The 13,396-nt window shown below is 40.9% G+C and carries 12 protein-coding genes; 9 read left to right on the top strand and 3 right to left on the bottom strand.

Annotation, left to right across the window (positions count from 1 at the left end; all coding sequences use genetic code 11):
* Positions 1 to 78: 78 nt before the first annotated feature.
* The 7 genes from NSS81_RS08030 to NSS81_RS08000 all read left to right on the top strand — a co-directional run bounded on the left by NSS81_RS08030 (position 79) and on the right by NSS81_RS08000 (position 8,587).
* Positions 79 to 1,020: a cation diffusion facilitator family transporter gene (locus NSS81_RS08030; protein ID WP_342432980.1), complete on the top strand. Its 942-nt coding sequence runs from the start codon at positions 79 to 81 to the stop codon at positions 1,018 to 1,020.
* Positions 1,021 to 1,133: 113 nt separating this feature from the next.
* Positions 1,134 to 1,367 (top strand): DUF2198 family protein, encoded by a 234-nt coding sequence (locus NSS81_RS08025; RefSeq protein WP_342433970.1) that lies wholly within the window; start codon positions 1,134 to 1,136, stop codon positions 1,365 to 1,367.
* A gap of 283 nt (positions 1,368 to 1,650) precedes the next feature.
* Positions 1,651 to 3,624 carry an excinuclease ABC subunit UvrB gene (uvrB, locus tag NSS81_RS08020; protein ID WP_342432979.1) on the top strand — a complete coding sequence of 658 codons (1,974 nt, stop codon included), beginning with the start codon at positions 1,651 to 1,653 and terminating at the stop codon, positions 3,622 to 3,624.
* Between the two features lie 7 nt (positions 3,625 to 3,631).
* Positions 3,632 to 6,508, top strand: a complete 2,877-nt coding sequence (uvrA, locus tag NSS81_RS08015; RefSeq protein WP_342432978.1) for an excinuclease ABC subunit UvrA — start codon at positions 3,632 to 3,634, stop codon at positions 6,506 to 6,508.
* 222 nt (positions 6,509 to 6,730) lie between these two features.
* Complete coding sequence (locus tag NSS81_RS08010) at positions 6,731 to 7,048, top strand: hypothetical protein (RefSeq protein WP_342432977.1); 318 nt, start codon at positions 6,731 to 6,733, stop codon at positions 7,046 to 7,048.
* A 31-nt stretch (positions 7,049 to 7,079) separates the two neighbouring features.
* The gene (locus tag NSS81_RS08005; RefSeq protein WP_342432976.1) at positions 7,080 to 8,204 is read left to right on the top strand and encodes a DUF4097 domain-containing protein; all 1,125 of its coding nucleotides are present in this window, start codon (positions 7,080 to 7,082) and stop codon (positions 8,202 to 8,204) included.
* 14 nt (positions 8,205 to 8,218) lie between these two features.
* On the top strand, positions 8,219 to 8,587 hold the full coding sequence (locus NSS81_RS08000) for a phage holin family protein (protein WP_342432975.1): 369 nt from the start codon (positions 8,219 to 8,221) through the stop codon (positions 8,585 to 8,587).
* A 7-nt stretch (positions 8,588 to 8,594) separates the two neighbouring features.
* Here the strand turns inward: NSS81_RS08000 and NSS81_RS07995 are convergent, their stop codons facing one another.
* From NSS81_RS07995 to nagA, 3 genes are read right to left on the bottom strand one after another with little or no spacing between them, the layout of a single operon-like run.
* Entirely contained in the window at positions 8,595 to 9,329 is a 735-nt protein-coding gene (locus tag NSS81_RS07995; RefSeq protein ID WP_342432974.1) for a GntR family transcriptional regulator, read from the bottom strand.
* Positions 9,330 to 9,353: 24 nt separating this feature from the next.
* The gene (gene nagB / locus NSS81_RS07990) at positions 9,354 to 10,079 is read right to left on the bottom strand and encodes a glucosamine-6-phosphate deaminase (RefSeq protein ID WP_342432973.1); all 726 of its coding nucleotides are present in this window, start codon (positions 10,077 to 10,079) and stop codon (positions 9,354 to 9,356) included.
* Positions 10,076 to 11,263 carry an N-acetylglucosamine-6-phosphate deacetylase gene (gene nagA / locus NSS81_RS07985; RefSeq protein WP_342432972.1) on the bottom strand — a complete coding sequence of 396 codons (1,188 nt, stop codon included), beginning with the start codon at positions 11,261 to 11,263 and terminating at the stop codon, positions 10,076 to 10,078. The genes nagB and nagA overlap by 4 nt, the downstream gene beginning before the upstream one ends.
* Before the next feature lie 346 nt (positions 11,264 to 11,609).
* Here nagA and hprK point away from each other — a divergent pair, with 346 nt between their 5' ends.
* Positions 11,610 to 12,545 carry an HPr(Ser) kinase/phosphatase gene (gene hprK, locus NSS81_RS07980; RefSeq protein WP_342432971.1) on the top strand — a complete coding sequence of 312 codons (936 nt, stop codon included), beginning with the start codon at positions 11,610 to 11,612 and terminating at the stop codon, positions 12,543 to 12,545.
* Between the two features lie 18 nt (positions 12,546 to 12,563).
* Positions 12,564 to 13,394, top strand: a complete 831-nt coding sequence (gene lgt, locus NSS81_RS07975; protein ID WP_342432970.1) for a prolipoprotein diacylglyceryl transferase — start codon at positions 12,564 to 12,566, stop codon at positions 13,392 to 13,394.
* Positions 13,395 to 13,396: the final 2 nt, after the last annotated feature.

Here is a 13,396-nt window from a genome sequence, read left to right as displayed (position 1 = left end):
TGTATCGTTAGTAGCGATAGGAAAAAACTAAAAAGATAACCGATAGAGCTGCTGCTCTTTTTGGGGGAGGAAATTTTTATGGGACATCATCATGGACACTCACATGGTCATTCACATGGACACTCACATGGCCATTCACATACAGGAACAGGAAATAAAAAAGCATTATTAAGTGCCTTTATTTTGATCGCTGCCTTTATGGTAGTCGAGGTTATCGGCGGACTTTTAACGAATAGCTTGGCCTTATTATCGGATGCGGGACATATGCTCAGTGATGCAGCCGCACTGGGATTAAGTTTTTTTGCAATAAAGCTTGGTGAAAAACAGACTTCACAAGGAAAAACCTATGGATATAAACGATTTGAAATTATTGCTGCCGCGCTAAATGGTTTAACGCTCATTGCGATTTCTGTTTACATTTTCTATGAGGCCATCCAACGCTTCATTGCCCCTCCAGAGGTGCAGAGCACAGGTATGCTGATTATTTCATCGATTGGGCTATTGGTGAATATTATTGCTGCGTGGATTTTAATGGGAGGCGATAAGGACGATAACCTCAATGTTCGAAGTGCGTTCTTACACGTACTTGGTGACATGCTTGGTTCAGTTGGAGCGATCGTTGCCGCATTATTGATTATGTTCTTTGGCTGGACTCTAGCCGACCCAATTGCCAGTGTCATTGTCGCTGTGTTGATTATCATCAGCGGATTTAGAGTTACGAAAGATTCCTTTCATATTTTAATGGAAGGTGCTCCTTCGCAGATAAATAGTGAGCAGGTGAAAGCAGCACTTCGCGGAATTCCCTCGGTGGAGGAAGTTCATGATTTGCATATTTGGACGATTACCTCTGGATACCCGGTGTTAAGCTGCCACATTAGCATTGCTGATGAAGCAGTGAACGATGAGATTCTTCATCAAGCACAGAAAATTCTCCATGATGATTTCCATGTTGAGCACAGTACCATTCAAGTAGAAAAAGTCGGCAGTGGCTGTCCGAGTCCACATGGAACTTGTAATTAGTTACGTTAAGGCATATAAGGTATCTGTATTAAGACATTTTCATTGCAATTTGCCGTATATATTTCTAAAATGAATAAACGACAAATCAATGAATGAGGTGTACCGGCTTGGAAATAGTTATTAGGTACTTGTCAGCGCTTATTCTGCCAGGGTTACTCGTTTTGCTTTTTACCCGAGTCACTTATAATCGGATTATTGGTCTTGTGTTAACGGTGGGACTCATTGCTGCCTCTGCTTTTAAAGGGTATACGAATACAATCCCGCTCATTGTAGTTGATGCCTTTTCACTTACTGCCGGCTTCTGGTTAGCCGCAAAAATGAAGCAAAGAGCCGTCAAAAGAAGTTAAGATTAAAGTCTGTCAGATCATCGGCAGGCTTTTTTGCTGATAATCTTGCAGGATTTATTTCTCAAATAAATTGCTTCATTTCGCAAATCATAGCAGCCTTGAGCTAAAATGCAAAAAAACGAATGTTCGTTCGCATATTAGTGGTTTGTTTTTGAGTAATTGTGTTAAAATGGTAGTATTAATACTAAAGGGTACATATCTCTTCACCCTTTCCGGTCAACAGCCCAAATTTCCAAGCTGAAGAATGCCGGACCGAATCCTATTTTCAGGAGGAAAAATCTCTGTGAAGGACCAATTTGAATTAGTCTCCAAGTACTCACCTCAAGGTGACCAGCCAGAAGCTATTCGCCAATTAGTAGAAGGAATTAATAACAATAAGCGTCATCAAACGCTTCTAGGTGCAACGGGTACGGGGAAGACGTTTACCGTTTCAAACGTAATCAAAGAGGTAACTAAGCCGACGTTAGTCATTGCCCACAATAAAACCTTAGCAGGACAGCTCTACAGTGAATTCAAGGAATTTTTTCCAAACAATGCCGTTGAGTATTTTGTTAGCTACTACGATTACTTTCAGCCTGAAGCCTATGTTCCCTCGACAGATACATTCATTGAAAAAGATTCCAGTGTTAACGATGAGATTGATAAGCTACGCCACTCGGCGACCTCGTCGTTATTTGAGCGCAAAGATGTCATCGTTATTGCCAGTGTTTCCTGTATTTACGGATTGGGTTCACCTGAAGAATACCGGGATATGGTGCTTTCACTCAGGAAAGGCATGGAAATTGAGCGTAATAAGCTTCTGCATCGGTTAGTTGATATCCAATATGAACGAAATGATATTGATTTTAAACGCGGTACCTTTCGTGTCCGGGGCGATGTTGTTGAAATTTTTCCTGTTTCCCGTGATGAACATTGCTTGCGGGTTGAACTTTTCGGTGATGAAATCGACCGGATTCGTGAAGTTAATGCACTTACAGGAGAAATAATTGCCGAGCGTGAGCATGTCGCAATCTTCCCGGCCTCCCACTTTGTTACCGGGGAGGAGAAACTACTTAAAGCCATTGAAAATATTGAAAAAGAATTGGAAGAGCGACTAGCTGAACTTCGTGAAGACAACAAATTACTTGAAGCCCAGCGGCTTGAACAGCGTACGCGGTATGATCTTGAAATGATGCGGGAGATGGGCTTTTGCTCTGGAATCGAAAACTACTCGCGCCATTTAACCTTAAGGCCAGCCGGTTCCACACCCTATACGTTAATCGATTTCTTTCCAGAGGACTTTTTAATGATTGTCGACGAATCCCATGTTACCCTGCCTCAGGTTAGAGGGATGTTCAATGGTGATAGAGCGCGTAAACAGGTATTGGTAGACCATGGTTTTCGCCTGCCTTCCGCACTTGATAATCGACCATTAACCTTTGATGAATTTGAGAAGCATATCCACAATGCCATCTTTGTTTCGGCTACACCAGGACCTTATGAGCTGGAGCATACACCAGAAATGGTTCACCAAATCATACGGCCAACAGGCTTGCTTGATCCAACGATTGAAGTGCGTCCAATTCAGGGCCAAATCGATGACATAATAGGTGAAATTCAGGAACGGATAAAGAATAATGAACGGGTGTTAATTACAACATTAACAAAGAAAATGTCCGAGGATTTAACGGACTATTTGAAGGAAATCGGTATTAAAGTACAGTATTTACATTCTGAAGTAAAAACACTTGAACGAATTGAGATTATACGGGAACTAAGACTGGGCACGTATGATGTCCTTGTTGGTATCAACCTGCTCCGTGAAGGGCTTGATATTCCGGAGGTATCGCTGATTACCATTTTAGATGCCGATAAAGAAGGATTCCTTCGCTCCGAACGATCGTTAATTCAAACTATTGGCCGTGCAGCCCGTAATGCCAATGGTCATGTCATCTTATATGCGGACAGGATAACGAACTCAATGGAATTGGCGATAAATGTAACAAGGGAACGCCGTGCCATTCAGGAAGAGTATAATAAAAAGCACGGGATTACTCCAATGACGATACAAAAGAGTATTCGTGATGTGATTCGTGCCACTCATGCGGCAGAAGAGCAGGAAGATTATAAGCCGTCATTTGGTAAAATGTCAAAGAAGGAAAAAGAGAAATTGATTGCCACGATGGAAAAAGAAATGAAGACAGAGGCAAAAGCGCTTAATTTTGAACGGGCTGCCGAGCTTCGTGATTTAATATTAGAGTTGAAAGCGGAAGGATGACAAAAACTTGGTAATGGATAAAATAATCGTAAAAGGCGCCAGAGCCCATAATTTAAAAAATATTGATGTCACGATTCCGCGTGATAAGCTCGTTGTAATAACGGGGCTTTCTGGTTCTGGGAAGTCGTCGCTTGCTTTTGATACGATTTATGCGGAAGGGCAGCGGCGCTATGTTGAATCTTTATCAGCATACGCAAGGCAATTTTTAGGACAATTGGACAAACCCGATGTCGATTCGATTGATGGACTATCACCAGCCATTTCTATTGATCAAAAAACAACAAGCCGTAACCCCCGTTCAACAGTGGGGACGGTGACGGAAATATATGACTATTTTCGACTTTTATTTGCACGGGTTGGCCGACCTACCTGTCCTATCCACCATATCGAAATCAGCGCACAAACAATTGAACAAATGGTTGATCGGATAGTAGAGTATCCAGAAAAAACAAAAATGCAAATCCTTGCACCAGTTATATCAGGCCGAAAGGGAGCGCATGTTAAAGTTTTTGAGGATATTAAGAAACAGGGATTTGTCCGTGTTCGGGTAAATGGTGAAATGCTTGACCTTGGGGATGAAATCACATTAGATAAAAATAAAAAGCATTCGATTGAAGTAGTAATTGACCGAATCGTCCAAAAGGAAGGGATTGCTGCCAGGCTAGCCGAGTCACTTGAAATGGGTCTTAAACTGGGTGAAGGCAACGTTATCGTTGATGTGATTGGTGAGGATGAACTACTCTTCAGTGAAAATCTGTCCTGTCCCCATTGCGGTTTTTCTATTGGAAAATTAGAGCCGCGGATGTTTTCGTTTAACAGTCCATTTGGGGCATGTTCGGAGTGCGATGGACTCGGAGCGAAGCTTGAAGTCGACGTTGACCTTGTGATACCAAATAAGGATTTATCCCTTAAACAGCATGCGATTGCGCCATGGGAGCCGACAAGTTCACAGTATTACCCGCAGCTGCTTCAAGCGGTTTGTGATCACTATGGTGTCGATATGGATATGCCAGTTAAGGATATTCCAGACAATCTTTTAGAAAAAGTTCTATATGGCACCAAAGGGGATAAAATTTACTTTCGTTATGAGAACGACTTTGGTCAGTTCCGTGAAGGACATATCGAGTTTGAAGGTGTTATTAGAAATGTAGAGCGACGCTTTAAAGAAACAAGCTCTGATTATATCCGTGAGCAAATGGAAAAGTACATGGGCGAGAAACCGTGTCAGACTTGTAAAGGACACCGTTTGAAAAAGGAGAGCCTTGCCGTACTCATTTCCGGTCGTCACATTTCCCAATTGACCGAGCTTTCAATTGAAGATAGCCTTCAATTCTTTTCCGAATTACAGCTTTCAGAAAAAGAAATGCAAATAGGCAAGCTAATTTTTCGAGAGATTTATGAGCGCCTTGGTTTCCTTGTAAATGTAGGGCTGGATTATCTGAGTTTAAGCCGTGCAGCTGGAACACTTTCTGGCGGCGAAGCCCAGCGAATTCGATTGGCAACACAGATTGGTTCCCGATTAACTGGCGTTCTCTACATTTTAGATGAACCTTCTATCGGACTTCATCAGCGTGACAATGACCGCTTAATAGAAGCATTAAGGACGATGAGCGAAATTGGCAATTCACTCATTGTTGTTGAACATGATGAGGACACAATGCTTGCAGCCGATTATTTAATTGATATTGGTCCAGGAGCAGGTGTTCATGGTGGTAAAGTTGTTTCTGCCGGGACTCCACAAGAAGTGATGAATGATCCGAATTCATTGACAGGGGAATATTTATCAGGGAGAAGGTTTATTCCATTGCCATTAGAGCGCCGAAAGCCAGATGGTCGTTATCTCGAAATAAAAGGTGCTTCTGAAAATAACCTAAAAAATGTGAATGTTAAGCTACCGCTTGGAATGTTCATCGCCATTACTGGTGTTTCTGGTTCAGGTAAGAGCTCGCTTATTAATGAAATACTTTATAAGTCACTCGCACAAAAGCTTAATAGGGCAAAAACAAAGCCTGGAAAACATAAGGAAATTAAAGGGTTAGAGTATTTAGAAAAAGTCATCGATATTGATCAATCAGCAATCGGAAGAACCCCCCGTTCAAACCCGGCTACATATACAGGCGTATTTGATGATGTTCGTGATTTGTTTGCTTCGACAAACGAAGCAAAGGTACGCGGATATAAGAAGGGTCGCTTCAGCTTTAATGTTAAAGGTGGGCGCTGTGAGGCTTGTCGTGGGGATGGAATCATTAAAGTTGAGATGCACTTTTTGCCTGATGTCTATGTTCCATGTGAAGTCTGCCATGGAAAACGTTATAATCGTGAGACCTTAGAAGTGAAATATAAAGGTAAGAGTATTTCCGATATTCTTGATATGACAGTTGAGGCTGGTGTGGAGTTTTTCGAAAACCATCCAAAAATCAGCCGCAAGCTGCAAACAATTTTTGATGTCGGGCTTGGTTATATTACACTTGGTCAACCTGCTACCACATTATCAGGTGGGGAAGCCCAGCGAGTTAAGCTTGCTTCTGAGCTGCACCGCCGTTCATCAGGTAAATCCTTCTACATCTTAGATGAGCCGACAACTGGTCTTCATACCGATGATATTTCACGTTTATTGGTTGTTTTGCAGCGGCTAGTTGAAAATGGTGAAACCGTACTTGTAATTGAACATAATCTTGATGTAATTAAAGCAGCGGATTATCTTGTCGATCTTGGCCCTGAAGGTGGAGATAAGGGCGGGACGATAATCGCCACAGGTACACCTGAAAAAGTCGCCGAGGTGGCTGAATCCTACACAGGTCAGTATTTAAAGCCAGTTCTAGAACGCGATCGTTTACGAATGAAACAACAAGTTCTAGAAAAAGAAGCCATTATAAAAAGCTAAAACCTCGTGTTTTAGCTTTTTTATTATGAAAATCATAACTTGCAGAATGCTGTCCGTATCCTGCGGAATTGTAACCAATTCGCGCGGAATCAGACGTCAGACCTCAAAAAAACAAGCCAAAGGCACAAAATACCTGACCAGTAGAGAGCAATCTTAAAATTTTCAAAAAAATGAAACTTTAATTTATGCGGTTCGTAGAAATAGAATAAGGAGTTGAACGTTATGGAGACGAGAAAGGTTCTTTCCGCATTATCTTATTTTAGTATCTTTTTTGCCGGGTTTCTTTTTCCGCTTGTTGTCTTCTTTGCCTCAGGTGATGATGAAACAAAAGTACATGCAAAAAAGGCTTTACTTTCGCATTTGATACCTATCATCCCTGTGCCTCTGCTGATTTTTGCGATAATAAATGATGCCTCAGCGATTAACAATAATGTTGTACCCGTATTTACAATTGTAACAGTTGTTTTCATGATTCTAGTCAGTATTATTGTCGTCATCTGGAATGTGATAAAAGGCGTAAAAGTACTCACAAGGGAATAAACTATCAAAGAATAAAATAATTGAGGTGGAAATGATGAAAGAAGAGCGCAAACGTATTTTAAAGATGGTCGAGGAAGGTAAAATAAGTGTTGATGAAGCACTGTCATTGATTGAAGATCTCGAAAAAGCAACACAGACACAGGAGCAAAAGCAAGAGAAAATTGCCCAGGAGTTATCAACCGCATTCAAGTTTGAAGAAGCGAAAAAAGAAGAATCAGCATATGGAAAGGTTCAGTCGACAAAGGATAAGATTTTTGATTTTGTTGATTCGGCTTTGAAAAAAGTTAAGGATCTAGATATTGATTTAAACTTTGGAAAGTCTGTTGAAATCTCACATATTTTCCATCAAGCTGATGTTTACCTAAAGGATATTGATATTGACATTGCCAATGGTTCATTAAAGATTGTTCCTTGGGATCAACTGGATGTCCGCATCGAGTGTCAGGCAAAAGTATATCGTGTGGAAAATTCAGATCAGGCGCGGCAAAACTTTTTAAAGGATATTCTTTTTGCCATCGAGGGCCAGAAATTACGTTTTATGACCCAGCAAAAGTGGATGAAGGTCGATGCAGTGGTTTATATTCCGCAGGCAGAATATGAAAGAGTTCGTGTCAGGTTGTTTAATGGACCGATATCTGGTGAGGAATTGACGATAAGAGATTTCCGGGCAAAAACAGCAAACGGCAAAATGGAATTTGCACGATTGAACGGGAAAAAGGCCGAAATCGAAGCGGCAAACGGGCATATTACATTAAAAAGCAGCGTAATCGATGACCTTGAGGCCGAGACGCTAAATGGTGCAATCAAAATCGATGGTGACTACAGAAAGATAGAAACACAAACCTTTAACGGGAACACTACGTATCATCAAAGTGGAACTCGTTGTGAATTAATTTCGGCAAAAGCTACAACTGGCGGGATTGATTTGTATATTCCCGATGGAGTAGCCGCTAGCGGTGAATTAAAGACGAATCTCGGCGGGTTCAATATAAAGCTGGATGGGATTCAGATTCTAGAAGAAAAAAGCGAAATGATTCAAAAGGTTCTTCGCTTCCAATCAGTCAATATTCCAGAGCGTACATTAAAGATCTTTGCAGATACGAAAACGGGATCGGTTACGATTCATAAATCTGACGACCTTAGTTTTTCAAAATAGGAGAAGCATAGAAAATGAGATGGCTGATAGGCATATTGATTAATGCATTCTTATTTATGGCAATTGCAGGCTATTTTTCTGAAAGCTTTTATTTAGAGGGCTTTAGTTCAGCACTGGTAGCGAGCTTTTTATTATCAATCTTAAATGTTTTAGTGCGGCCGATACTTATCATTTTTACCTTACCAGCCACCATTTTAACATTAGGTTTGTTTCTGTTCGTAGTTAATGCGATTACGCTCGAGCTGACAGATTATCTCATGGGAGAAACGTTTGAGATCGCTGGTTTTGGTATGGCTCTATTTGCTGCTATGATCATGGCGATTGTTAATTTAATTATTCAAAAGACTCTTTTGGAACCCTCAAAAGCATCAAAAAAGAAATAGCATAGCGCTATTTCTCTTTTTTTCGTTTCATTTTATGTGTAAACCGATATCTGTCTGCCCTAAACGATGACTTAACGAGTTCAAACGGGGTGCCGTTAGCTAAATAGGAAATTCGGACTATTAGCAGGATCGGTTCACCTGGTTCAATTGCCAGTGATTTGGCTTCCTTAATGGTGGCAATTGAGGCCTCTATTTCCTGTGATGCCTCACTGATTGATAGGGAGAGGTTTTCCTCGATATACTGGTATAGTGACTGATTACTATTCCCCTCTGTTAGTCCTGGAACAAGATTGACAGGAATATAAGCTGTTTCAAGTGCCATTGGCACACCATCTGCTAAACGAATTCTTTTGATAGTATAGACAAGGTCATTGGGAGTAATTTGTAATTCCTGGGCTGTCTTTTTATCTGCAGGATGGATTTGAAAGGAAAGGAGCTTGCTGCTCGGCTGCATTCCCCGTGATACCATATCCTCGGTAAAGCTCGTCATCCCCTGGAGTTCTTGTTCAATCTTTATTTTATTAACAAATGTCCCTCGTCCTTTTTGTCTTTTTAGATATCCTTCTAAGACTAAATTATTGATTGCTTGTCTTACGGTCATGCGGCTAATTTGAAAGGTTTCGGCAAATTCCCGTTCGGAGGGAATGGCCGCTTCTTCCATTAAAATACCACTTTCAATTTGCTGTTTGAGATATTCTTCTAGTTGATGATAGATAGGAATGGGCGAACTTTTGTTAATCATCCTAAACACTCCTTACAAAATCTACTAAATATATTTTAAAGCATCTGCATCCGCAACGATAGTGACATTCTGATGTAACTTTAAAGCAGATGCCGGGAAGTCCTCGCTAATTCCATCCTTAATTAATCTGGCAAGCGCATCTGCCTTCGCTTCACCTGAGGCAAGAAGGAAGATTTCCTTGCTCTTAAGAATTGTCGCAATTCCCATCGTAATCGCTTGTTTTGGCACTTCGTCTATAGAGTTGAAAAAACGAGAATTTGCTTTCCTGGTATCTTCTTCAAGGTTAATGATATGGGTTCGGCTATCAAAACTTGTCCCCGGCTCATTAAAGCCTATATGACCGTTTTGTCCAATCCCTAATATTTGCAGGTCTACACCGCCAATATCTTCAATCAATTTTTCGTAGCGCTCGCATTCTGCCTCCAGGTTACTAGCTGCTCCATTTGGAAGATAGGTGTTTGCCTCGTGAATATCCAAATGTTCAAATAAGTTTTTTTGCATGAAGTAGTGATAACTATTCGGGTTGCTGGGCGCTATCCCGATGTATTCATCCAAATTAATAGATTTCACCTGTTTATATGTCGTGCGGTTGTCTTGATGATCTTTAATTAAATACTGATAAATTCCTTTTGGCGTACTGCCTGTTGCCATGCCAAGCGTGATGCTGGGATTTGAGCGAATCTTTTCGGTTAAAAGTAAACCTGCTTTTAAACTCATTTCTTCATAATTTTCGGTGCGAATAATCTTCATTCATATAACCCCCTGTTAAATGCAATTTCTCCACGGCAAAGCGTAAAAGTAACCAGGTAATCCTCTGATAAAATCGTTATGTCCGCGTCTTTTCCAATCGTAATGCTTCCTTTGCGGTCATAGACATTTAATTGTTTCGCAGGGTTAGCGCTGGCCATTTTTACCGCTTCAGCTAAAGAAATTTGTGCTGCATTGATGATGTTTTTAATCGAATCGTTCATTTTTAAAATACTACCTGCTAATGTTCCATCGGCAAGCAGTGCTTGTCCATTTGCCACCGAAACATCCTGGCCACCAAGGTCATAAATTCCGTCTTTAAGACCTTTCGCTCTCATCGCATCGGTTATAAGGATCATGCCATCTGTCCCTTTAGCGTTTATGACAAGTTTCATCATTTCCGGTCTAACGTGAATACCGTCAGCGATTAGTTCCGCCATTAATTCTTTAAAAAGAAGCGCAGACCCAGCGACACCTGGTTCACGATGATGAATTCCTCTCATCCCGTTAAATAAGTGGGTTACTTGTTTAGCACCGGCTTGAACAGCCTGTTCCATTTCTTCATAAATGGAATCAGAATGACCGATGGAGGCAATCACATCCGTTTTATGTAAATAACGGACAAACTCCAATCCGTTTGCCATCTCTGGGGCAACTGTAACTATTTTAATCGATCCGCCTGAAAGCTCCTGCCACTGTTTAAATAAATCTATAGAAGGGTCGATAATGTGTTCAAGCGGCTGTGCCCCTTTGCGTTTCGGATTTATGAAAGGACCTTCTAAATGAACACCGAGCACTTCTGCTTTACCGGAATCATTATGGTTTTGCTGATAATCAGCAGCATTCCTGAGTGCCTGATCAATATTTTCATACTTTTGGGTGATGGTTGTCGGCAGAAAGCTGGTTGTTCCTTCTGCAGGAAGGGCAGTGGCCATGGTGGTCAGCGCTTCTGTTGATCCATCCATCGTATCTGCTCCTGCTGCCCCGTGGATGTGGACATCAATGAAGCCTGGAACAACGGTATGTCCAAGCGGAATTTCTATCTTTTTAACATTTTTTAGATGTATTGGAAGATCGCTTAATGGACCCAGTTCTTGGATTTTTCCTTGCTCAATAAAAATATAGATAGATTCTTCAACACTTGTTGCTAAAACAGCCTGTCCATGAACTATTAATAGTAGACTCAATGCTTTCAGCTCCATTCTTATTAATCATCCTTTAGGCCTATTATAATCTAGTGTGGATTAGTTGTCTATACCACTTAAAATCATTCTTCTCGATAATTTCCCCTTATTTAAAAGAAAGTATTAGAAATGGTGAGGCTTTTATGCTCTAATTTTGGTTATCAAATTCAAAAAATGCTAAAATAAGAAGAATATAAATTTAATATTAGAATTTGATTACTGTCAATTACTAGCAGCCTCGTTTTTTGTATATTTAGGGAGACATTCTCTCTGTCTAATCCAGTCGACTAGCTCCCTCTATCTGCCACTGACCAGGCGCTTACGCTTTTATAATAAGGAGGAAATTCTTTTGCCAAAAGTACGGACGAAGGATATATATGAAAAATTTCAGCTTGAATTAGTTAGTGGTGAGGAAGGAATTAATCGCCCGATAACAATGAGTGATATTTCCCGCCCTGGAATTGAATTAGCTGGATATTTTGAGTTTTATCCCGCAGAGCGAATTCAATTACTTGGAAAAACGGAGTTATCCTTTTTTTCCGAATTGCCTTTAGCAGAACGTATCTCGAGAATGGAACGGTTATGCACCGACATTACTCCAGCAATTATCGTTACAAGGGATTTAGAAGTTCCCACTGAGCTCATTGAAGCATCTGAGCGTGAATCTGTGCCTATTCTTCGTTCCAGTATGAAGACAACAAGGTTTTCAAGCAGACTAACGAATTTCCTTGAAAGTAAACTTGCACCTACAACAGCTGTTCACGGGGTTTTAGTCGATATTTACGGAATTGGTGTGTTGATTACCGGAAAAAGTGGTGTCGGTAAAAGTGAGACTGCTTTGGAATTGGTTAAACGCGGACATCGGCTGGTTGCGGATGATTGTGTTGAAATCCGCCAAGAAGATCAAGACACCTTGGTTGGGACTTCCCCTGATTTAATTGAGCACTTATTGGAAATCCGCGGCCTGGGAATCATTAATGTCATGACCCTTTTTGGAGCTGGAGCGGTCCGCAGTAATAAGCGGATTACCCTGGTAATGAATTTAGAAATATGGGATTCGAAGAAGCAATATGATCGCCTCGGGTTAGATGAGGAAAAAATGAAAATCATTGATACCGAGGTAACAAAGATTACTATACCAGTTCGTCCTGGACGAAACCTTTCTGTAATCATAGAAGTAGCAGCTATGAATTACCGCCTAAAGAGAATGGGTGTAAATGCTGCACAGCAATTTACTGACCGTTTGTCAGATGTCATTGAAGATGGCGACAATGAAGATAATTAATGATAAGGGGTTATGGAGATGAATGAAAATATACAGCCACTAGATCCAATTGCCTTTGCACTCGGTCCAATTCAAGTGCATTGGTACGGGCTAATCATTGGTATTGGATTAGCGCTTGCTCTATTTATTGCGATAAGAGAGGGAGATAGAAGAGGACTGCCGAAGGATTCTTTTGCGGATTTAATGTTATGGGCGATACCTATTGCCATCCTCTCGGCACGTTTGTATTATGTAATATTTGAATGGAGCTATTATGCCGATCATCCTGGCCAGATCCTACAAATTTGGAATGGCGGTCTCGCCATTCACGGTGCCTTAATTGGTTCCGTTATTACTACCTATGTTTTTACAAAAAAACGCGGGATATCTTTCTGGAAAGTAGCTGATATTGCGGCACCTAGTATTATTTTAGGTCAAGCCATCGGGCGTTGGGGAAACTTTATGAATCAGGAAGCCCATGGTGGAGAGGTAACGAGATCATTCCTGGAGGGTTTGCAGCTGCCAGAGTTTATCATTAATCAAATGTATATAAACGGTGCGTATTATCATCCAACCTTTTTATATGAATCTGTCTGGAACCTTGCGGGATTTATCCTGTTAATCCTGCTACGCCGTGTGAATTTACGCCGTGGAGAGCTTTTCCTGTCCTATGTAATCTGGTACTCCGTCGGGCGTTATTTCGTGGAAGGTATGAGAACAGATAGTTTAATGCTAGGTAGTCTTCGGATGGCGCAAACGATTTCGATTGGTTTGATTGTTGGAGCAGTTTTAATCATGCTGTATCGTCGCAAGAAACGTCTCGCTGAAGATCGTTACTTAGATAAAAATAACCAGGCTTTAACAAATTAAGA

The organism is Neobacillus sp. FSL H8-0543 (assembly GCF_038592905.1).
GTDB lineage: Bacteria > Bacillota > Bacilli > Bacillales > Cytobacillaceae > Neobacillus.
This window is presented reverse-complemented; position numbering and strand designations above follow the sequence as displayed.